Raw genomic sequence first — 21,125 nt, 5'->3', positions numbered from 1 at the left:
CGCGCTACGCGGCCGATGAAAGACCCGATTTTTCTTCACTCAGGTATAGAACGGCCCTGGTTCTGCAGTCATTAATCGTATGCTACGCAATACTCAGTGCGCGCAGACACCAGGCTTTCCATAACTACGACGGTCCTGGTCCTGCAATTTTTGACTTGTAACGAAGACAATACTGACTCCGGGCAGTCCGCCTGGCCGCCCATCCTAAGGACGGTCCTGGTCCTGCACTTAGGGACCGCCTTCGGCGGGCTCAGTATTGGCTACGCCGCTCGTAAATCGCGGCTCCGCCCAGGACCGTTGGACAGCGCACCGCGCTGTCCGCTTAACGGTCCGGGCCACTTACCCTCATCTTGCTCTCTGGCGGAGGCGATGCGATGTTCGGGCATGTGCTTGGCGGGGAGGGTCTTGGGCTTGAAGGGGAAGCGCTCGGCGCGCAGCTTCTCGTAAGCAGTGATATCGTCCTCGTGCTGCAAGGTCAGGTCAATGTCGTCGTAGCCATTCATCAGGCGCCAGCGCGTGTAGTCATTCACCTCGAAGGGCAGCGTCACGTCGCCGCAAGTCACAGTGCGCTCGATGAGGTCCACGGTCATCGAACGGCCCGGCTCCTCTTCGAGCAGCTTCCAAAGCAGCTCGATGCTCTCCTGCGGCATGATTGCAGCCAGCACGCCATTCTTGGCGGTGTTGCCGTAGAAGATGTCGGCGAAGCGCGGCGAGATGATGACCTTGAATCCATAGTCATGCAAGGCCCACACGGCGTGCTCACGCGACGAGCCGGTGCCGAAGTCCGGCCCCGTGACCAGAATCTTGCCATTCGCATATTCCGAACGGTTGAGCACGAACTCGGGGTTGCGCCGCCACGCATAGAACAGCGCGTCGTCGAAGCCGCTCTTGGTCACGCGCTTGAGGAACACGGCCGGGATGATCTGGTCCGTATCCACATTCGAACGACGAAGCGGTACGCCGACGCCGCTCACCACAGTAAGTTTTTCCATAAATCTTCATGTCCTTTGACGTATCCGTTTCGCAGCCATGTCCACTGAAACCAGCCGAAATCGAATTAGCCTGATTCCCTATTCAGTCCAGCAGAAGCGCCGCGCGAATCCTCTTCTACAATCCTTACCAGCCATACGGCCTGCTGGCAATGGTTTTCTCGCCAGACAGACCATATCGGCCGAAATCACATAGGCCGAAAACCACCGCCCGCTAGAGCCGCCGGCCAAACCGCTGAAAGCTGGCTTTACAAATCTTCCAGGCTTGAGATCGTGCCGCGAATCGCAGTCGCAGCGGCCACGATCGGCGAGGACAGATGCGTGCGCGCACCCTTGCCCTGGCGGCCTTCGAAGTTGCGATTCGAGGTCGAGATCGAGCGCTCGCCCGGCACCATCTTGTCCGCGTTCATGCCCAGGCACATCGAGCATCCGGCGTTGCGCCACTCGGCTCCGAAATCGGTGAAGACCTTGTCAAGCCCTTCCTGCTCGGCCTGCAGCCGCACGCGCGAGGAGGCGGGAACGACCAGCACGCGGTGAATCGACTTCGCCTTGTGGTGGCCCTTCATGATCTTCGCCGCCGTGCGCAGGTCCTCGATGCGGCCGTTGGTGCACGAGCCGATGAACACCGTATCGACCGCGATATCCTTGATCGGCATGCCCGGCGTCAGCCCCATGTACTCGATGGCCGACGTGGCCGAAGCCCGCGCGTTGGCGTCCGGAATCTGCTCCGGTACCGGCACATTCGCAGTGATCGGCAGGCCCTGGCCGGGGTTCGTGCCCCAGGTCACGACCGGCGCGAGGTCGCTGGCGTTCAGGTTCACAGTCCTATCGAACACGGCGTCGTCATCGGTCTTGAGCGTCTTCCAGTACTCGAGCGCCTGATCCCACATCTCGCCTTCAGGCGCGTGAGGACGACCTTCAAGGTATTCGAACGTCGTCTCATCCGGCGCGATCATGCCGGCGCGCGCACCGCCCTCGATGGACATGTTGCACATGGTCATGCGCGCTTCCATCGACAGCTTGCGAATCGCCTCGCCACGGTATTCGAGCACATGGCCCTGGCCGCCGCCGGTGCCAATCTTCGCGATAATCGCAAGGATAATGTCCTTCGAAGTAACACCAGCCGGCAGTTCGCCGTCCACGTTGATGGCCATCGTCTTGAAGGGCTTCAACGAAAGGGTCTGCGTCGCCATCACATGCTCGACCTCGGAGGTGCCGATGCCGAAGGCCAGCGCGCCGAAAGCCCCGTGCGTCGAGGTGTGCGAATCGCCGCACACGATGGTCATGCCGGGCTGCGTCAGTCCCAGAATCGGCGCGAAGGCGTGCACGATGCCCTGATCGGCGTCGCCCAGGCCGTGCAGACGGACGCCGAACTCCTTGCAGTTGCGTTCCAAGGTCTGCAACTGCAGCGCTGAGGTCTTGTCCGGATTGGGACGGTCGATGTTGACCGTCGGCGTGTTGTGGTCCTCGGTGGCGATGAGCTGGTCGATGTGGCGCGGCTTGCGCCCGGCGAGCCGCAGCCCTTCGAACGCTTGGGGACTGGTCACCTCGTGCATCAGCATCAGATCGATGTACAGCAGATCGGGGGCGCCGTTTTCTCCCCGCCGCACCAAATGGTCGGCCCATACCTTCTCAGCCAATGTGGTTCCCATGTAGTCTCCTTTTGGACTCGCCATACACGGTTTTGCGCCTGAACACATTTCGGCTGTGCGTCTGAACACAGCCCTTCCACAACCGAGTATGCGAGCTTGCAGCGCGCACGGACTTTTGCGTTTCGAAATATGAGATGGCATAATCCGAATATGACTTCTATTAGCACCAACACCGACGAGTTCGATGCGCAGATCGACGATGATGCCGCGCGCAACGGCCACGGCGCGACCGGGGCTGCCCACGTAGATGACGGAGAGATCCATTCGGGGGTCGGCGTGCTTGACAAAACCGTCAAGATTCTCGATGCCTTGGAATCCGGCCCGTTGACACTCAGCCAGCTGGTCGCAGCCACCGCTCTGGCGCGCCCTACCGCGCACCGGCTGGCGATTGCCTTGGAACGACACCGTTTCGTGCTGCGCGACACGCACGGGCGCTTCGTGCTGGGCTCGCGTTTCGCAGAGCTGGCCACAGCCGCCGGCGAGGACCGTCTACTGACCGCCGCCGGGCCTATTTTGCAAACGCTGCTCGACCGCAGCGGCGAATCGGCGCAGATATATCGTCGGCAGGGCGACCAGCGCGTATGCATCGCCGCAGTGGAGCGGGCCAGCGGGCTGCGTGATTCGATTCCCGTAGGCGCGATGCTTTCGATGGAGGCCGGCTCAGCAGCGCAGATCTTGATGGCATGGGAAGATCCGGAGCGGCTTCATCAGGGGCTGCTTCACGCCAAATACACGGTCAGCCGTCTCGCCGCCGTGCGCAAACGCGGATGGGCCGAGTCGATCAACGAGCGCGAAGAAGGCGTGTGCTCGATTTCCGCGCCGATTCGCAACGCTTCCGGGCAGGTCATCGCCGCCATCTCCATCTCCGGCCCTTCCGGTCGCATGGGTTCCGCGCCGGGCCGCCGCTATGCGCCGTTCGTAATGACCGCAGGCAAGTACCTGACCGATGCGCTCATGAAGGCCAGCGTCAATCGCTAGGCACACGATGAGGGACTTGCAATAACTGGAATGAAAGGGCCGCACCCCCTTAGCTCAGCAGCCGTTTCGTTCCAGTTCCACTATTGTGAGTTCGTCATCGCCGCCCTGCGCTGCTGACGCTATTGGCACTACTGATATTACTGACCGATACCGCGCAGTCGCTTGGCAATGCGTGAGACCAGCCCCGGCTTGCGCAGCAGGTCCATCGTCTCCCCTGGCGAGGCCGCCGTGTCGTTGAGCGCGTAGGTATAGGCCTTGCGATTGCTCGGTTTGCCGACCAGCTCGCCGAATTCGAGCAGCTGCGTGCGCGGGGCGAAGGGGTGGCGGATGTCGAATTCGAACAGGCGGGCGGCGCGCTGCGCGGGCGCAGGACCGTAGGAGCCGAAACCGCAGGTCGGAGTCGCCGCCAGCAGGATGCCGTCGAGCGTGCCGACGAAGCGATTGCGATGGTCATGCCCGGCGCTGAGCGCGAAGCATCCCTCGCCGTCCTTCATCAGGTCGAATTCCCCGCAGTCGTGATCCGGGCAGCTCACGCCTTCGCCGAGGTAGCTGCCAGGCAGCGTCTTGGTCTCATCGATGACATAATGATGCCCCGCGAAAGCGCGGTAGCCTTCCACAGCATGGTCGGCCGTGGCCAGCACCTCCTTGAGCAGCTCGTAATGCTGCGGCAGCGGGAAATGCTGGAAGACCATCGAACGCACGCCCAGCAGACCCGAAATCGAATGCAGGAAGGTCAGCGCCCGGTCAGAAGGCACTCCGTAACCGCCCAGCGGCGAGTAGTCGCCCGAGTCCAGCAGCACCAAGGCAATGACGGCACGCCGACGCTCTGCATCCAGCACGGGCAGTGCGAAGGTGCCCGGCTCGCATGGGAAAATCCGCTGCTCAGGAAGCCCGGACGAAGGCTGAATGCGCGGATGACCGGGACTCGCAGCCGTGGACTCGGGATTCAGACAGCCGGGAAACTCGCGGTAGATGGCGTCCAATTCCGCATTGTCAAGACCGCATTGAAAGTCATGATTGCCGTAGGTCACAGCCCACGGAATTCCACGGTCGATAAGCGGCTGCACAAACTGCGTAATCTGCGAGCGCACCAGTCCCCGCGTATGCTCCAAGTCGGCGGCGAAGCGATCCGCGTTCTGTGTCCTGACCCGATTCCATGCCACAGTCCAGTGACGCTTGCGGAAGGTCGCGGCGTACGCGGTGTCGTAGCCGGCGATCTGATTGCCCGAAAACACGACGACATCCGGCCGCGCCGCGTCCAGGCAGGCACCTATCAGCTTGATGGTGTCCTTGTCGATTTTGGGGCCGTCCTGGATGTCGGCCAGTTGCAGCACACGGAACTTGCCTGAATTGTGGAATTGCAGCCGACCAAGCCGCGCGGACACCGACAGCGGCCGCCAGTCGCCCTGATGCGCGGATTGGGCCTGCTGGGCATGTTGGGCCGGCATCGTCGTCGGCAACGTTCGCTGCGTTTCGTTCATACTCACCACCATAGTGCATCCGTGTGTTCGCTGGCTATTGGGCAGATTTGCGCATTGTACGGCGAGGCTGTGCGGCTATATGTTCATTATGCCCGACTTCCTACTCAGTCCGTCTCGGTCTGCTTGGCTCGCTGGTCCACTGCGGTGGCGGTGATGCGGTTGACCGCTTCCACGACTTCGCTGGCATCGCGCGGCTGCTGATCGAGGGCACGATGGATGCTCAGACCTTCGATGAGCGCGTCGAGCATACGCGCGGTATCAGGGTCGAAGAACCGTTCCAGCGCGGCGCGGCTGCGACGCATCCATGCCGTGGTAATGGCGCGGAATGACGGGTCTCTGGCCGCGAGTGTGTACAGCTCGTGGGTGAGCACCTGCTCGCGCGGGCCGGAGAATATGTCTTCGGTGATGATGGCGACGACCGCGACTCGGGCCGAATCCAGATCCTCGGCTTGCGCCATGCGGCGCTCAAAACGGTCGGCGACACTGTTGGCAAAGCGGGTGAATGCCTCGCGCAGCAGCTCGTCCATGCCGTTGAAATGATAGGTCATCGAGCCCAGCGGCACATCGGCAGCCCTGGCGACCACGCGATGCGACGCGCCCGCCACGCCGACTTGCGCAATGACATCCAGGCAGCTGTCAATGATGCGATCGCGCCGCCCAGGGTCGGTGCGCCGCAAGCGGCGGGTCTGCTTTCCTGACGCAGCCTTGACCCTATGAGCTGCGTTGCTACTGAGCCTTACGCTGCTCTTGTGAGTCGATTCCTCAGCTTGCGTCTTGCGACCCGGTATCGACTCCGATGCCGACTCGTTTTTTGCAGGCAGCTCGGCCTTCATATCCATGCTTCCTCCCCGATTTGACGATGTGTCCGCAGTTGGCTGCCGGACGCTGCGCCAACCGTTATCCATTGACATGCCTGCGTGCACAGCTCATGCAGGAATCGCCTGCGCAATGATCATGTGTCATATTCCGCATCGTATCATGAAATGTACAGTTGTACACACTATACTGATATCGATATGCACTCAGGCAAGAAAGGCGCCTCTCATATGACAGCACTGGTGGTCGCAGGGCATCCCGACCTTGGCGAATCAGTTATCAACCGGCACTGGGTCGAAGCATCGCGCCGGCACAGCGAACTATGCGATGCGCATGTGCTCGCCGAGGCATATCCGGACGGCCAAATCGACGCCGAACGCGAGCGCCGCCTCGTGGACTCGCATGACGCGCTCATCCTGCAATTTCCTTTGTACTGGTTCAACTGCCCGCCCCTGATGAAGCAGTGGCTCGACGACGTGCTTACCCACGGCTGGGCGTGCGGCGTGGGCGGAAACGCGCTGCGCAACAAGCCTGTTGCACTTGCCGTCAGTGCGGACATCGCGCAGCCCGACTACAGCGCTGAAGGCAGATATCGGTACACGCTCAAGGAATTGCTCACGCCCTTCGAAACCACATTCGACTACTGCCACGCCGATTACCGGCCGTTTTTCGCGTTGTACGGCACCGCGCACGCCCCATCGGAGGAGCACATCTCGCAGAACGCCGAAGCGTATGTCCAATTCGTCAGGGACTTGCAGTCTCGATAAGCCGTAGCTCGCTCATTTCGACGGTAAACCACGAGTCAGGCGCACGCTGCTCTGTCCCATAGCGTCACATCATCCAGATGACGTGACGCTATGGGACAGTGATTGGCATGCAGCACGAAAGAAAAACTACTATGTCAGAACGGCTATCGGCCGCCACGCACGACGATGAACCTGATGCTCCGCCATCAAAGACACCCACACGCTGTGTGTGGGCATACAGCGCGGGCGATGCGATGCTTGCCTACCATGACGAGGAATGGGGCAAGCCGTGTCATGATTCCCGTGATCTCTTCGAGCGGCTGTGTCTGGAAGGGCTGCAGGCTGGGCTGTCGTGGAGCACGATACTGAACAAGCGAGAACGGCTGCGGACCGTATTCCATGAATTCGAGCCAGAGCGCGTGGCCGCGATGGATGATGAAGTGCCCGCGCTGATGGCAGACCCCGGTATCATCCGCAACCGGCGCAAGATCGAGGCAATCATCCACAATGCGCAATTGGTCGGCACTATGGATGCAGTCGGAGAATCGTTCGATAGCTACCTATGGTCCTTCGTCGATGGCAAGGTGCGGGTCAATCGGCCTGCGGATGCGAGCGCGATACCGCCGAGCGACCCGACATCCACCGCGATGAGCAAGGCAATGAAAACCCGGGGATTCAAGTTCGTCGGCCCGACCATTATGTATGCCTTCATGCAGTCGGTCGGCATGGTCAACGATCATGTGCAAGGCTGCTTTCTGTGCCCGCAGAACGGGTGAGTCGCAGGAAACTGGTAGGCAAACGTCACAACCCCCGCATGAATTCGACCATCATGCGGGGGTTGTGACGTATAACTGGCAGGAGACGCCGCAACCCCCGCACCGGTGTCGAGATAGTGCGGGGGTTGTGACGTATGGGGTATGGGTGAGTGTGGTGTCGTCCTTCGGCCCTTTTCTCTCCTACGGAGTGACGCCGCCTACGGTGTCGTCCTTCGGCCCCTTGGCGGGGCCTCACCTCGCCTACGGGGAGCCCACTGGGCTCCCCGTTTAACGGCTCAGCCTTTTACCGCACCCTGGGTTACGCCGCTCATCACCCAACGCTGGGTGAAGATGTAGGCGATGATGGCCGGGGCCATCGCCATGAGGTACGAGGCGAAGGACACGTTGTAGTTGTTGCTGAACTGCGACTGGAAGATGTTCTGGCGCACCGGCAACGACTGAAGCGTCGCGTCGGAGATGATCAGCGAGGGCATCATGAAGTCGTTCCACGCATACAGGAACGCGAAGATGCCGACCGTGGCGCTCATCGGGGCCAGCAGCGGGAAGACGATCTTGCGGAAGGTCTGCCACGTCGACGCGCCGTCGATCTGCGCGCTTTCCTCAAGTTCGTTCGGAATCGAACGCAGGAAGGTGGTGAACAGCAGGACGCTGAACGCCAGCTGGAACATCGATGCCAGAATGATGACGCCGAAGGGGTTGTCCAGGTGCAAGCGGCCCGTCAGGCTGATCTGCGGCAGCGCCACCACCGGGAAGGGGATGAACATCGCGGCGAGCACGTAGAAGAAGGAATAGCGGAAGAAGCGATGATCCCAGTTGCGCACGATCGAGTAGGAGAGGAACGCGGCCAGGAAGATCACCAGGAACACCACGCCGGCGGTTATCAGCACCGAAATGCCCGCGCCGACCGGGGTCTTGGTCATCGTCCAGGCCTGCTTGAATCCGTCGACGCTCACCGGGTTCGGCAGGCTGAAGGCGTTGCCATCAACCGCCTGCTTGGTGGTTTTGAACGCCATCGAAACCGTGACGTAGAGCGGAATGAGCACCGTCAGCGAGCACACGGCCAGAATGATGGTCGCAGGCCAGTTGACGCGCTCCATGCGCGCCCTGATCTTCTTCGGTTTCGCGTTTGAAGCGGCCGGGGTTATGGATTGTGCACTCATCACTTGTTCCTTCCACGCATAAGAGAAAGCTGCAGCAGCGAGACGATCAGTGTGAAGATGAAGAAGATCGTCGCATTGGCCATCTGGTAGGCGTAATCGCCGTTCGTCAGGCCGTTGACGATGTTCATCGCCACGCTCATCGTCGAGGTGCCCGGGCCGCCGTTCGTCAAGCCGACAATGATGTCGTAGGCGTTGAGGTAGCCCTTGAAGCCGAGGATCGTGTTGATCACCACATAGCTGAACACCAGCGGAATCGTGATCCTGGTCATCTGCTGGAACTTGCTCGCGCCGTCGATGTCAGCGGCTTCGTACACATCCTCGGGCACGGACATGAGACCGGCGATGTAGATCAGCAGGGTTCCGGGAATTGACTGCCAGGCCGTGACGAACACGACCGCCACCCATGCCAGATGCGGGTTGGTGACCATACTCTCCTTGAGCCAGCCGACGCCCAGCGCCTGCCCGAGCGCGGGCAGCGAGTTGGAGAACAGGAACTGGAACACGTACGCGATCACGATGCCGGAAATCACCATCGGGATGACGAAGACCGTGCGCAGCGCCACCTTGGCCCGGATTCGCGCGGTGAGACCTACTGCCAGCAGGAACGAGATGACGTTCACTGCGAGCACGGTGACCAGCGAGAAGCCGATGGTGAAGATGTAGCTCTGACGGATCTGCGGGTCGGTGAACATCGCGATGTAGTTCGCCAGCCCGAGGAAATGCCATTTGCCCACGCCGATATAGTTCGTGAAGCTGTAGAAGATTCCTATCGCCGCAGGAATCGGTATCGCCAGGGTGAAGACGACCAGCGTCGGGACGGTCATCCACCAGAAGACCGGCTCCACCTTGCGATGCTTGCGATCTGCCTTTTCGGGAACGTCAGGGACGCTGGGAAGTGAACTGATAGCCATGATGTAACTCCTTCGATTCCACGGTTACTGGCGGCGGGCGAAACGCGCCCAGTCCGCATCGATGGTGGATAGGACGTCCTTGGGATCGGCTCCCAGGACGATGCTTTGCGCGAGCTGGGGAATCGGAATCGCCTGCGGAATCACGTATGACGGACCGGCGTAGATCTTTCCCTTCTCGTAGTAGGGACGCAGACCGGCGACGCGCGGATCCGTCTCCGGGGCGGAATCCTTCAGCGGGCCGAAACCGAGCTGCGAGGCGTTGTAGGCGTTGATGATCTTCGGCTGGAAGAGATAGTTCATGAAGTCCCGAGCCTCAGCCTGATGCTTCGACTGCTCCGGGATCATCGCGCCCAGATCGACGTTGACCGCCGTCTTCAAATCCTTGGGATTGTCTGTCATCGGCAGCGGGAAGGTGCCCAGATTCGCCTTGGGATTGGTCTTCGAGATTTCGCTGAAAGCCCACGGGCCCTGCAGGTACATCGCTGCCTTGCCGTTGGCCATCGCCGTGTTGCCATCGCCGTAAATCTTGGAGTTGGCGTCTGGATTGGTGTAATCCTTGGCCAGCGTCATCATCTTGTTCATCGGCTCGAGGAAGTCCTTTTCGTAGGACACCGAGGAATTGGGACCGACATTGGCGCCGTCCTTCTCGATGGACTGGAAGAACGATTTCAGATCCAGCGACCCGCCAGCAGCATAGTCGAACCATCCCTGAGAGACGGTCCAACCGTCATAGAATGTGCCGAAGAACGGAGCGACGCCGTTGCTTTTGAGCGTCTTGCTTACGCTCAGCAGCTGATCGTAGGTTTTGGGCACCTGCAAGTTGTATTTCGCAAAGATGTCCTTGTTGTAGATCACGCCGGCGGCCATGATCGAATACGGCACCGCGCTGGTGCGCCCGGGGCACTTGCCCACGCCATCCACAAGAGCCTTGACGTCGGGACGGACGCGTTTGGCGGCATCGGTGTCGGACAGATCTGTCACCGCGCACTGGTTGACGTAACGGGCGGCCTGATTGTTGAAGTTGGCCAGCAGCAGGTCGGCAGGCGCGCCCCGCACGAAGCCCGCAGCAGTGGAGTTGAGGCCCGAGGTGTCCATCACCACGTTGACCTTGTCCTGCGATTTGTTGTAGTCGTCGACGACCTGCTGCATGAACGGCACCGCTTCGCGCTTGTTGAAGGCGAATACGAGTTTCGTGCGGCCGCCGGACGAGCACCCGGCCAGTCCTGCGCCGATCATGGCAACAGCCGCGAGGGCCGCCATGACGCGCTTGCCCCTGCCTGCGTTGGGACGGCGGGAAGACCTGTCAGCCCCCCCCTCCCCGCTGAATTTGCCCTCGCAAAGCGAACCATGCGCGAGAGAACAAGGTCTCGTGCCCGGCCTCCTGCGAGGCCATGGCGCGATCCGGCCGCTGCGGCCGGTAGAAGATACGTGGCATCATCGCCCTTCTTTCTATGTGTGCTGTGCGCTCACATCACTGTGTTCGCACATCGTGTTTCATATCGTCTCACGGTTGACGACCTAAAATCAACCGGTTCGACATGTCGCCCGAAACACCCGCTTCAATTGTGGGTATCTGTGCTTCCATATAATAACATCGATTGTGTGCACTTTTCACGGCGTGCCTTACATGAGCTGCACCGCCGTTGCTGATTTCGTTCAGAGCCTCTGCAACGACGTAGATCAGCAGAGAGAATATGGGAAAGCCCCGCAGCCGTTGTGGCTGTAGGGCTTTCGTATTTGCTGGGGTACCTGGACTCGAACCAAGAACAACAGTACCAGAAACTGCCGTGTTGCCAATTACACCATACCCCAATTGGCAGGCGTCGCAGCTGCGAGCAGCTACAGCGTCTTCGTACCTCCAACCGGATTTGAACCGGTGTTGGCGCCGTGAGAGGGCGTAGTCCTAGACCGCTAGACGATGGAGGCTTAAATTATCTATCGCCCTTTCAAGCAACAGCATGTAAATATACCGGCATTCGTCACCAAGCGCAAGACGGCGTGTCGAGCCGTAAAGCGGGCAGCGCAGTGCTGAACCGTTAAGCAGGCAACGCAGTGCGTTGCCTGTAGGTGAAGTGAGCAGCCGCTAAGGCTGCGAAGGACGGTGACGAAGACACCGTCAAACCTTCGGCTGAGCTATGGCTGGACGGCTACCACACCAGTCCTCCGGACTCGGGACGCGAGACAACGTCGAGCCGTAAAGCATATCCGGCGCCACCCGAACTCTGTCTTGTTTGCGACAGTTTCCGGCGTCAAATGTCAGGTACAAGACAGAGTTCACCATAGTCTGTCTCGTTTCTGCCGTTATTTGAGGCTTATTGTCAGAAACAAGACAGAGTCGTCAATTCCTTCTGGCTGCTGCGGCAGCTTTTAGGAAAACGCCACAGCCGTATACATCACGGTTTCTGTATCACAACTGCGCAAGCAACCCCTTGAGCCGCGCCACGCTGATCGTCTTGCCGACGATCTGCATGGACTCGAACAGCGGCGGGGATACGCGGCGGCCGGACATCGCCACGCGCACCGGGCCGAAGGCGAGCCGGGGCTTGTAGCTGCCATCCTCCACCAGTGCCTGGGTCAGCGTCTCGTGCAGGTTATCGGTCGTCCAGGCGGATTCTTCGATTGGCTCCAGCGCAGCGATGGCCTTGCCGAGCACGTCGGCTGCCGAGTCCTTGAGCTGCTTGCGCGCGTCAGCCTCGGGTTCGAGGTATTCCGCGTCGCTCAGCAGGCTGCCGACCATGCCCGACACCTCGCCGAGCAGCCGCACGCGCGGCTGGACCAGTTCGGCAGAAGCGCTCAGAATCTCCCGTTCACGGTCGGTAAGCGCGCCCCACGAGTCGGCCGAAACCACGCCATCACGGTGCAGGTAGGGCACGGAGCGATTCAGGAAGTCCTGCGGCTCGAGCATACGAATATGTTCGGCGTTGATGGCAATGGCCTTGTCGATATCGAAGTGGGCCGGATTGGCTTTCACATCGCGCACGTCGAAATGCTCGATCAGCTCGCTCATGGAGAACACGTCGCGGTCGGGGCCAATCGACCAGCCGAGCAGCGCCAAGTAATTGAGCAGTCCTTCGGGGATGAACCCGTTCTCGCGATGCAGGAAGAGGTTCGACTCCGGATCGCGCTTCGAGAGCTTCTTCTTGCCTTCGCCCATCACATACGGCATATGGCCGAACAGCGGCATTTCGCTCGCCACGCCAAGCGCGATGAGATAACGGTAGAGCACAATCTGCCGTGGCGTGGAGCTGAGCAGGTCCTCGCCGCGCAGCACGACATTGACGCGCATCATCGCGTCATCGACCGGGTTGGTCAGGGTGTAGAGCGGGTCGCCATTCGGCCGTACGATCACGTAGTCCGGCACTGAACCGGCCTTGAACTCGATGCGCCCGCGAATTAAATCGTCAAAGGCGACATCGTCATCGGGCATGCGGATGCGCAGCGCAGGCTTACGGCCCTCGGCGCGGAAGGCGGCCTTCTGCTCCTCGGTCAAATCGCGGTCGTAGCCGTCGTAGCCGAAGGCCTTCGGACGGCCTGCGGCGAGATTACGCGCCTCGATTTCGTCGGAGGTCGAATACGATTCGTAGGCGTAGCCGGCATCCAGGAGCTTTTGCGCGACATCGCTGTAGATTGCGCTGCGCTCGGACTGGCGATACGGGCCGTCGGGGCCGCCCACTTCAACACCCTCGTCCCAGTCGATGCCGAGCCATTTGAGCGCGTCGAGAATCTGGTTGTAGCTTTCCTCGCTGTCGCGCACGGCGTCGGTGTCTTCGATGCGGAACACGAAGGTGCCGTGGCTGTGGCGCGCCTGCGCCCAGTTGAACAGCGCGGTGCGCACCATGCCGACGTGCGGGGTGCCGGTGGGCGACGGGCAGAATCGGACGCGGACGTTTTCAGGGAGTTCGGGCTTGCCTTCGGCGGCGGGTCGTGCTTGGGTTGCGATTTCAGCTTGAGTCATACGCCCTATTGTGCCGCGCAACTGGGACGTGGCGGCATACCCGCTGGCCTGCCGTCTGCCCAGCCGACCTTCAGACCAGCGACGCGCCGAGTGCTGTGATGCGTTCGAGCTGCAAGGCAGCGGCAGCGCGCTTAGCTGAGTCGTCATCTCCCATGCTCAGATTGTCAACATACACGAGGTCCACATCGTCCACGCCGCAGTACTTCGTGAAGGTCTGCGCGCATATCTGGTTGCGCAGCGCGGCATCGATGCCGTCCGACTCGTACCACTGCCGTGCGCCGCCGGTGAGTGCAATCACACGCACCGTCTTGCCCGCGAGCGCAAGCGGCTTACCGGTGGCCGCGTCGTAGGCGAACCCACGGCAGATGACCCGGTCGAAGAATCCTTTGACCATCGCCGGCATAGTGTACCAATACACCGGAAAGACGAGCGCGATGACATCCGCATCCGCCAGTTTGCCCTGTATCGGCACCACATCGTCAGGCACCGGTGCCTGTCCAAGATAGTGTGCACGGTCCTCGGCGCTATAGACCGGATTGAAGCCGACCTCGTACAGATCGAGCACCTCCGCCTGCGCTCCGCGCCCGCGTGCACCCGCCGCGAAGGCCTCACCCACCGCGTCGGTAAGCGAGGCAGGCTCAGGATTGCTGGTGATAACAAGAACGTTGCTCATACCCACATTGTTCAGCGCCTGCGGGACAGAACAGGCAGATTCATCCTCACTCCGCATCAGCCCGGCTGCGCATCGCCGGCGCGTATGCGCAGCCCGGCTTCGTTCAGCCATTCGTGCAGATGAACCGGGGTGCGCATGACGATGGACGTGTCAACAACGCTTAAGCCCAGCTGCTGCGCCAGCGCGGTTTTCAGGCGTTCGAGATCCTCCAGGCTTTTCAGCCACGCGGCCAGGGCGATGTCGCAGCTGCCCATGACAGCGGTCGCCAGTCTTGTCTCGGGCATGGCGGCAAGGCTTTTGAGCGTCTTGGGAACTTGCCCCGCAGCGACCTTGATGAACAGCCACGCATACACCGGCGTTTGCGACAGAATCCTGGCGATTTCAGCACGCAGCACGATATCGCCTTCGGCAAGCGACAAGCTGAGGCAGTCGCGCGCCCGCTGCGACGGAATGCCGGTATAGCGCGCCAGCGATTCCATGCTCATGCGCGGGTCATGCCTGAGCGCGGAGGCAATCAGATCGCGTTCGCGCCGATCGGGCTTGCGCTGCACGGCGAGACCGCGCTCGTTCTGGCTTTTCTGGTATTGCGCCAGCTGGCGGACCTCGGCTGGCGTCAGGACATTGAGCCGCCATGTGCGCGCGTCGAAGGTGAGCCGGTTCGAAGTGACGATCTGCGTGCGCATGCTCACGACCTGGGGAAGTAGCCGCATGCGTTCAACCGCATAGTGCTGCAGCTCCTGGAAGTCCTCGCACAGCACCGTCAGCAGCAGATCGCGCGCGCCGGTGGTCAGGTCGATGGTGAGCACCTCCTTGTCGTAGGCGAGACTGCGGGCGACCGCGAGCACTTGAGATGGCGGGCAGGACAGCTCGAACAGGGCGCTGGCCTTGGCGGCGTTGCCGGAAAGGTACGCCCCTATCCAGGCGATGCCGCAGCGTTCCAAGCGCGCCCAATGCCGGGCGAGGGTGACGGGGTCCTGCCCCAGCACTGAAGCCGGCACCGACCATGGGGCCCAGGGCGATATCTGCAACGCATTGATCAGACGATATTCGTCATCTGATACGGCAATCTGTGATGTATCCTGCATAGACACGGAGTATGTGCCTAGATTACTTCACGGCAATGTATTCGTTACATCAGTTAACATTTGACCGCCTATGTTTCAGCAATATCGTTCAGCAACGCAGAACGTTACCAACCCAGCCCGAATACCCGTGAATCATCTCCCCGCGAGACTTCAACCTAAGGAGGACGCCATGTCCGCAGCGCAAACCGAGTCGGCCGCACCCAACGCTCCAGATGCACCTCATCACAAGCCTGAATTCCCCAAAAAAGCCGTTCTTATCGTCAGCGTCATCGTACTACTGATAGCCGCGGTATCGCAGATCGCCGGCCCGCTGATCATCCCGCTCGGAAAATCCATTAAGGTTACGCTGCTTCCCATGCTCTGGGGTCTGGTCATCGGCACAGTGGTGTCCGCGCAGAAATTCAGGCCGTTCAGCGAGCGCGATGTCGCCATTGCACAGAAGATCATGGACGTGGCCGTGCTGCTGCTCACCGCTAGGCTCGCCTTCACCATGGGCCCGAGCATCATGCTGCTGGTGCACGCCGGGCCGGCGCTGCTGCTGCAGGAGCTGGGGCACATGTTCGCCACGATTCTGCTCGCGCTGCCGTTGGCGGTGCTGCTGCATATGGGCCCGTCCACCATCGGTGCGACGTTCTCCATCGACCGTGAAGGGTCGTTCGCCATGGTCAGCGAACGATACGGCTCCGGCTCGCCCCAATACCGTGGCGTACTCACCATGTACATCTTCGGCACGCTGTTCGGCACCATCCTCGTCGGGCTGATCGCATCCGTCACCAGCCAGCTGCACATCTTCAACCCGCTCGCGCTCGCCATGGGCGCAGGAGTCGGATCCGGCTCGATGATGGCGGCAGCCACCGGCGCCATCACGGCAGAGCATCCCAATATGGCAAACGAGGTGCTGGCGATGGCTGCGACCTCGAACGTCATCACCGGCCTCATCGGCGTGTACGTCGGCGTATATGTCGCGCTGCCGCTTGCGGAAAAGCTCTACAACAAGCTCGCCCATGACAACGTCCGCCCCATCACCGCAGAGATCTCCGCTGCGCCGTCTGGCGAAGTGGAGAAGAAGCCGGAGAGCCTGGTGACTATGCCGACCTGGGTTATTTTCGTCATTCTCGTCGTCATCGGCATCCCGATCACCGCCATCGCCACCAAGTCCTTCACCTACCAGCTCGTAGTCGGCTATCTGCTGGTGGCGGCGCTCGCCGCAGCCGGCATGGCGCTCTCGAAGCTCACACGGAACAAGGTCCCCGCGATGGTCATGATCGTCACGCTCGGCGTCATCATCAGCTCCCCGATCAGCCCGATTGCGAAATGGGTGACGGCGATGACCACCCCGGTCGACTTCCTGTCCATCTGCACGGTCGTCTTGTCCATCGCCGGTCTGACCGTCGGCACCAAGCTGTCGCTGCTCAAGGGCCTCGGCTGGAAAATCATCCCTGTCGGCCTCGTGTCGGTCGCCGCATCGTACTTGCTGTCGGTGTGCGTGGCCGAGCTGGCCTTGGGCCTGTGGAGCTGACAACAAGCCAAAGACGCCGGCTGCCTCGCTACTATGTTCGAGGCGGCCGGCGGCATCCTGCCTCGCGAGAGATACCGATCCGGGATGCCGATTGACGATCCGCAATAATTAATAACTAGGGAACATATGGGCATGTGACCGCAGGCGTTCTGCTGCGCACGGTTCCGCTGCCAGCTAGCCCAGCAATGCCAGTAGATCGTCCTTGGTGAGCCGGGAGACGGCGGCGCCGGACGACGAAGCCGAATCGACGAAGCGTGAGGCCAGATCGCTTTTGGACTGCTGCAGGGCAAGGATGCGCTCCTCGATGGTGTCCTTCGCGACGATCTGGTAGACGTTGACATCCTGCGTCTGGCCGATGCGGTGGGCGCGGTCGGTGGCCTGATCCTGCGCGGCGGCGTTCCACCACGGGTCGGCGTGCACCACGACGCAGGCCCCAGTCAGGTTGAGGCCAGTGTTGCCGGCCTTGAGCGAGATGAGGAACACTGGCGTATCGTCGCGGTTGAACTGGTCGACCAGCTCGACGCGGCGCTTCTTCGGCGTTGCCCCGGTGATGACGTCGTAATCCACGCCGCCCGCGCGCAGCCGCTCGGCAATCAGGTCCAGGTAGCTCGTGAACTGCGAGAAGATGAGCATCTTGCGCCCCGCATCCTGGCAGCTCGACACCAGCTCTTCGATGGCATCGAGTTTGACCGAAGGTACTTTGCGGGCCTTTCTGCCCGATGCCGTTGAGCTCGCCGAAGCCGCCAACTCGCGTTTCGCCGTTGCCTCCTGCGACTCCTCAAGTGTGCGGGCTGGCATGCCCCAGGCCTTTGCATTCGCTTCGACCACGTTTTCGCCCACATTGGAATACAGCAGTCTCGGGTCGCAGCAGGCCTGCCGCAGCCGTGTGAGCTGCGCGAGAATCTGAATCTTGCCGGTGGCGAATTCGATATCGCGCTGTTTCAGAAGCGTCGCGCGCAGGCGCTGTTCAAGGGCCGCGTACAGCTGCCGCTGCTCGCCTTCCAAAGGTACCGCAATGACGTTCTCAATCTTGTCAGGCAGATCCTTGAGCACGTCCGCCTTGAGCCGGCGCAGAATGAACGGCCCGACGAAGGCCTGCAGCTTGCCTTGCGCATCCTCGTCATCGCTCAGGATGGGCATTTCGAAGCGCTCGCGGAAATGCGCGTACGACCCGAGCATGCCCGGCATGAGAAAATCGAAGATGCTCCACAGTTCCGAGAGCCGATTCTCGATAGGCGTGCCGGTGAGCGCGAAGCGGTGACGGGCATTCACGGAGCGCACAGCCTTCGAGGCCTTGGTCGCATGATTCTTGATGTACTGCGCCTCATCCAGCACCATGCAGAAGCATTCAAGCCCCTGATAATCCGCGATATCCCGCCGCAGCAGATCGTATGACGTGATAAGCACATCGGAGGTGCGTTCGCTGCTTTCGGTTTGCGACGCGGTTTTCGCGCCCTGCCAGCCGGTGCTCGCAGCGACGGTGCCGGCATCAGCTATACCGGTAGTACCTGCATTGGCTTGCCCGGATTGCCTAGCTTGACCGATCCGCGCATACTGTGCCTTGGCTTCGTCAAGCATGGCGCGCCGTGAGGCCTTGTTGCCCGCGACGGCCAGCACATTCAGTTCCGGCGCGAATCGCTCGCATTCCGCCGCCCAGTTGTAGACCAGCGACGCCGGACACACGATGAGGCTTGGCCCCACCTTGCGGCTCTCCTCACGCCGCGCAACCAAGAGCGAGAGCAGCTGCACGGTTTTGCCCAGGCCCATCTCATCGGCCAGAATGCCGCCGAAGCCCTTGTCGCACACTGCGCTCAGCCAGCGGAAACCCTCAGCCTGATACGGCCTGAGCACGTCTTGCAGCGAATCCGGCACCTGATAGGTCTTCGGATCGATCACCCGCAGATCATCGAGGTAATCCTTGAATCCCTCGGACTTGTCGGCGTCGTCCACCTGATGGTCGAGATAGTAGGCCTCGTAGGCGGGCACCGTCACCGAGCCCTTGTCGAAGGCTGCGGCGGAAAGCCCCAAGTCAGACGCAAGCTCATCCACAGCGCTGGCATTCACATCGCGCATATCAACGAAAGCCCCGTTGCGCAGGCGGTGGAAACGGCGGCGCTTGCGATAGCTATTGAGCAGCGCAGGCACGTCATCGGGGTCGATTTCGTCGGCGATCGGCGAGATTTCGACCAGTCCGGAACTCAGCGACAGCCCGACCTTGATATTTGGCCGCGGAGCTGACGTCAGCCCGTCGAAAGACGGCGTCGAGAACACGGTGCCGAGCGAGCGCAGCACCGGCAGTCCCTCACTGATGAGCTTGTAGATCGCCTCGTCATTATGCTCCGGCAGAAACGCGATATTGCCCTGCGGCATGGGGAAGTAGTGACGCACCGCCTCGACGGCGAGCCGCTCGCTCTGACGGTCACGCGCCACGCCATCGGTGACGCCATCCGTAGGAATGCCGTCGAACACATGGAAGCGCCGATCGCCATACCGCGCCTGCACATCGCAGGTGACCCCGCCCACGGAGCGATCCCGGTCGAGGTATATCTCGATCAGGCACGGCTCGGGCTTGCGTTGCAACAGCTCGGCGGGAAGGCGTACGCGCAGGCCCTTGTTCGAAGTTAGCGAAGGTGCAGCATCGTCCATCACACCGGTATCTGCGACAATATCGCCTTTCGCACCGCCGACGTCACTGCTGCCTTCACCGTCGCCTTCGCCTGCATCGCTTTTGCCGGCATCGTCCCCAACGGCATCGCCCTCAACCACATCGAGGAATGGCAGCACCGTGCGCGAGAACGCCTCCACATCGTCCTGCGCGAGGAAGAGCTCGCCCTCCTCGCCATTGCCGCACAAGGTCTGCGCGAGTTTGCGATTGCGGTAGAACGCCTCCGAGCAGCGGTAGATGGTCACGTGCGCATCAGACTGGGCATGGGCACGAGCGTGGGAGAATGCACTGCCGAAGTCTGCGTCAGCACCGGCATCAGTGCCGTCTTCGCGCACCATCACATAGCGCGACCGCCCTCCCGACACCACGTCTTCGACGGCGCGCGCGTGGCGGATGATGAACCCCTGGGTCTGGGAGGACTCGCCAGCGCGCACGATGCGCAGCCCCAGATCGGGGTCGCCATCCTTGACCTGCGCGAATGTGGCGTGGGTGAACCACACGCCGCGCGGAACGTACCCAACGGCGCAGACTTCGGGGTCGCCATCACCATTTCGGCCACTGTTCCGTTCGGCAGCACGGCCAGTCTGTGACGTGCGCCGCGAAAAGACCGCTGTGTCCTGATGAATTTGATGAACCTGATGAATCTGACGAGTCTTACCCGAAGTCGCAGTGTCCATAACGTCTGAGGCATCGGTAACGTAGAGATCGAGAATATCCGCAATCTCGTCATCGGACAGCGTCATATCCCCGCCGCCGGTTTCGGAAGGCATGCTGCGGCGCACCACTCCCCCGACGCTGCGGCGGATATCGACAGCGCGACCGAGCACCGAAAGCATCCGGCGCGAGCGCTCGTCAAAGGAATCCACGGTGTGCACGAAGGCGAGCTTCTTGCCGTAGGCCACCGGCTCGTTGCGGCGCACCGACCGCAGCAGCGAACCGATGTCCTTGACAACGTATGACGCGGCGCGGTTTGGCGCGGCAATCCGCAACCGCAGATACCACGCGCCCATCGACCGGCCTATGGTCGGCAGCAGCGTGACGCTGCCGATGGGCATATGCTGCATCGCCGCCGACGAGGCCGCCGACGACCCTTTCTTGGCTGACGCCGCCTCGCCGTTCACTGTTTTCAGGAGCGCAAGATGACGGTTCTTGGCCTGCTCCTGCATCTCGCGATCCTGCGTGCCCATGAAGGCTTTCAGCAGACGCGTGGTGTCCTGCGTCGGCGAGCGCCGCAGCGGCCCGCCTTGCAGCTCGAAGTTCTGCGGGTTCTCGTTGTACGCCATAATCAGCGCAATCACATGCTTGCAGATCGCCCCGTACCGCCCGAAAGCCGGGCAGGTGCAATGCGATTCAGTGATGTCGTTGGCCTGCTCGTCAACGACTGCAAGGACCTCGTAATCGTCGCCATAGCCGTCGGCGCTGTCCACGTAGGCCGAGAGCAGCAGCCCGTTCGGCGTCTCCTCGTCGTCGGCGACGCTCATATCGTGCATGCGGCCGCTGGATATGACCTCGTAGGCGCGGTAGTACGCCGATCCGCCTAGCTGCTTCAGCTTGCGGTCGGATATGATCTCCTGCGCGCCGTAGGCGATGCCGTCTTCGCCTTCATCGAAGCCGAATTCGTCATCGTCGTATGCGCCGTACCCGCCCTCATGGCCGGTGCGCGATCCGTATACCGAGGCGTGCCAATCCAAAAACCCGTTATCTCCTCATCTGCCGCAT

At 61.3% G+C, this 21,125-nt stretch carries 15 protein-coding genes and 2 tRNA genes; 4 read left to right on the top strand and 13 right to left on the bottom strand.

What is annotated here, in order from left to right; translation table 11 throughout:
* Positions 1-260 precede the first annotated feature (260 nt).
* Positions 261-992 carry a 3-isopropylmalate dehydratase small subunit gene (leuD, locus tag DDF78_RS07285; protein WP_152581237.1) on the bottom strand — a complete coding sequence of 244 codons (732 nt, stop codon included), beginning with the start codon at positions 990-992 and terminating at the stop codon, positions 261-263.
* 245 nt (positions 993-1,237) lie between these two features.
* Positions 1,238-2,641, bottom strand: coding sequence for a 3-isopropylmalate dehydratase large subunit (leuC, locus tag DDF78_RS07280; RefSeq protein ID WP_152581236.1), 1,404 nt, complete (start codon positions 2,639-2,641; stop codon positions 1,238-1,240).
* A 150-nt stretch (positions 2,642-2,791) separates the two neighbouring features.
* On the opposite strand from leuC, the gene DDF78_RS07275 reads away from it, so the two are divergent.
* Complete coding sequence (locus DDF78_RS07275) at positions 2,792-3,619, top strand: IclR family transcriptional regulator (RefSeq protein WP_237564601.1); 828 nt, start codon at positions 2,792-2,794, stop codon at positions 3,617-3,619.
* A gap of 137 nt (positions 3,620-3,756) precedes the next feature.
* Here the strand turns inward: DDF78_RS07275 and DDF78_RS07270 are convergent, their stop codons facing one another.
* Together DDF78_RS07270 and DDF78_RS07265 are read right to left on the bottom strand one after the other, a co-directional pair.
* Entirely contained in the window at positions 3,757-5,100 is a 1,344-nt protein-coding gene (locus tag DDF78_RS07270) for a metallophosphoesterase (RefSeq protein WP_152581235.1), read from the bottom strand.
* A 104-nt stretch (positions 5,101-5,204) separates the two neighbouring features.
* Positions 5,205-5,939 (bottom strand): TetR/AcrR family transcriptional regulator, encoded by a 735-nt coding sequence (locus DDF78_RS07265; protein WP_237564600.1) that lies wholly within the window; start codon positions 5,937-5,939, stop codon positions 5,205-5,207.
* A gap of 207 nt (positions 5,940-6,146) precedes the next feature.
* Here DDF78_RS07265 and DDF78_RS07260 point away from each other — a divergent pair, with 207 nt between their 5' ends.
* Positions 6,147-6,683, top strand: coding sequence for an NAD(P)H-dependent oxidoreductase (locus tag DDF78_RS07260; protein ID WP_152581234.1), 537 nt, complete (start codon positions 6,147-6,149; stop codon positions 6,681-6,683).
* A 131-nt stretch (positions 6,684-6,814) separates the two neighbouring features.
* A complete protein-coding gene (locus DDF78_RS07255) occupies positions 6,815-7,438 on the top strand; it encodes a DNA-3-methyladenine glycosylase I (RefSeq protein WP_237564599.1) in 624 nt (207 codons plus the stop codon).
* A gap of 275 nt (positions 7,439-7,713) precedes the next feature.
* Here the strand turns inward: DDF78_RS07255 and DDF78_RS07250 are convergent, their stop codons facing one another.
* The 8 genes from DDF78_RS07250 to DDF78_RS07215 form a co-directional block, all read right to left on the bottom strand.
* Positions 7,714-8,598, bottom strand: coding sequence for a carbohydrate ABC transporter permease (locus tag DDF78_RS07250; protein WP_152581233.1), 885 nt, complete (start codon positions 8,596-8,598; stop codon positions 7,714-7,716).
* Positions 8,598-9,509, bottom strand: a complete 912-nt coding sequence (locus DDF78_RS07245; RefSeq protein ID WP_152581232.1) for a carbohydrate ABC transporter permease — start codon at positions 9,507-9,509, stop codon at positions 8,598-8,600. Before DDF78_RS07245 ends, DDF78_RS07250 begins: the two co-directional genes overlap by 1 nt.
* Positions 9,510-9,533: 24 nt before the next feature.
* Positions 9,534-10,769, bottom strand: a complete 1,236-nt coding sequence (locus tag DDF78_RS07240) for an ABC transporter substrate-binding protein (RefSeq protein ID WP_152581231.1) — start codon at positions 10,767-10,769, stop codon at positions 9,534-9,536.
* A gap of 480 nt (positions 10,770-11,249) precedes the next feature.
* Positions 11,250-11,321: transfer RNA gene (locus DDF78_RS07235), tRNA-Gln, on the bottom strand.
* 41 nt (positions 11,322-11,362) lie between these two features.
* Positions 11,363-11,435, bottom strand: a tRNA-Glu gene (locus tag DDF78_RS07230).
* A 481-nt stretch (positions 11,436-11,916) separates the two neighbouring features.
* A complete protein-coding gene (gltX, locus tag DDF78_RS07225) occupies positions 11,917-13,464 on the bottom strand; it encodes a glutamate--tRNA ligase (protein ID WP_152581230.1) in 1,548 nt (515 codons plus the stop codon).
* A 70-nt stretch (positions 13,465-13,534) separates the two neighbouring features.
* Positions 13,535-14,137: an NAD(P)H-dependent oxidoreductase gene (locus DDF78_RS07220; protein ID WP_152581229.1), complete on the bottom strand. Its 603-nt coding sequence runs from the start codon at positions 14,135-14,137 to the stop codon at positions 13,535-13,537.
* A 56-nt stretch (positions 14,138-14,193) separates the two neighbouring features.
* Entirely contained in the window at positions 14,194-15,222 is a 1,029-nt protein-coding gene (locus DDF78_RS07215) for an Lrp/AsnC family transcriptional regulator (protein ID WP_152581228.1), read from the bottom strand.
* 169 nt (positions 15,223-15,391) lie between these two features.
* Here DDF78_RS07215 and DDF78_RS07210 point away from each other — a divergent pair, with 169 nt between their 5' ends.
* Positions 15,392-16,741: a DUF3100 domain-containing protein gene (locus DDF78_RS07210; protein WP_152581227.1), complete on the top strand. Its 1,350-nt coding sequence runs from the start codon at positions 15,392-15,394 to the stop codon at positions 16,739-16,741.
* Positions 16,742-16,915: 174 nt separating this feature from the next.
* Here the strand turns inward: DDF78_RS07210 and DDF78_RS07200 are convergent, their stop codons facing one another.
* The gene (locus DDF78_RS07200) at positions 16,916-21,097 is read right to left on the bottom strand and encodes an SNF2-related protein (RefSeq protein ID WP_237564598.1); all 4,182 of its coding nucleotides are present in this window, start codon (positions 21,095-21,097) and stop codon (positions 16,916-16,918) included.
* Positions 21,098-21,125 lie beyond the last annotated feature (28 nt).

The organism is Bifidobacterium tibiigranuli, assembly GCF_009371885.1.
Classification (GTDB): domain Bacteria; phylum Actinomycetota; class Actinomycetes; order Actinomycetales; family Bifidobacteriaceae; genus Bifidobacterium; species Bifidobacterium tibiigranuli.
The sequence above is the reverse complement of the archived record's forward strand: the minus strand, read 5'-3'. Positions and strand labels throughout refer to the sequence as shown.

What these genes read in the sequence shown, in the direction of transcription:
- DDF78_RS07215 (WP_152581228.1), bottom strand. Translation starts at nt 15,222, where the DNA reads ATGCAGGATACATCACAGATTGCCGTATCAGATGACGAATATCGTCTG.
- DDF78_RS07265 (WP_237564600.1), bottom strand. Translation starts at nt 5,939, where the DNA reads ATGGATATGAAGGCCGAGCTGCCTGCAAAAAACGAGTCGGCATCGGAG.
- DDF78_RS07250 (WP_152581233.1), bottom strand. Translation starts at nt 8,598, where the DNA reads ATGAGTGCACAATCCATAACCCCGGCCGCTTCAAACGCGAAACCGAAG.
- leuC (WP_152581236.1), bottom strand. Translation starts at nt 2,641, where the DNA reads ATGGGAACCACATTGGCTGAGAAGGTATGGGCCGACCATTTGGTGCGG.
- DDF78_RS07220 (WP_152581229.1), bottom strand. Translation starts at nt 14,137, where the DNA reads ATGAGCAACGTTCTTGTTATCACCAGCAATCCTGAGCCTGCCTCGCTT.
- DDF78_RS07240 (WP_152581231.1), bottom strand. Translation starts at nt 10,769, where the DNA reads ATGGCGGCCCTCGCGGCTGTTGCCATGATCGGCGCAGGACTGGCCGGG.
- DDF78_RS07255 (WP_237564599.1), top strand. Translation starts at nt 6,815, where the DNA reads ATGTCAGAACGGCTATCGGCCGCCACGCACGACGATGAACCTGATGCT.
- DDF78_RS07270 (WP_152581235.1), bottom strand. Translation starts at nt 5,100, where the DNA reads ATGAACGAAACGCAGCGAACGTTGCCGACGACGATGCCGGCCCAACAT.
- DDF78_RS07260 (WP_152581234.1), top strand. Translation starts at nt 6,147, where the DNA reads ATGACAGCACTGGTGGTCGCAGGGCATCCCGACCTTGGCGAATCAGTT.
- DDF78_RS07210 (WP_152581227.1), top strand. Translation starts at nt 15,392, where the DNA reads ATGTCCGCAGCGCAAACCGAGTCGGCCGCACCCAACGCTCCAGATGCA.
- gltX (WP_152581230.1), bottom strand. Translation starts at nt 13,464, where the DNA reads ATGACTCAAGCTGAAATCGCAACCCAAGCACGACCCGCCGCCGAAGGC.
- DDF78_RS07245 (WP_152581232.1), bottom strand. Translation starts at nt 9,509, where the DNA reads ATGGCTATCAGTTCACTTCCCAGCGTCCCTGACGTTCCCGAAAAGGCA.
- DDF78_RS07275 (WP_237564601.1), top strand. Translation starts at nt 2,792, where the DNA reads ATGACTTCTATTAGCACCAACACCGACGAGTTCGATGCGCAGATCGAC.
- leuD (WP_152581237.1), bottom strand. Translation starts at nt 992, where the DNA reads ATGGAAAAACTTACTGTGGTGAGCGGCGTCGGCGTACCGCTTCGTCGT.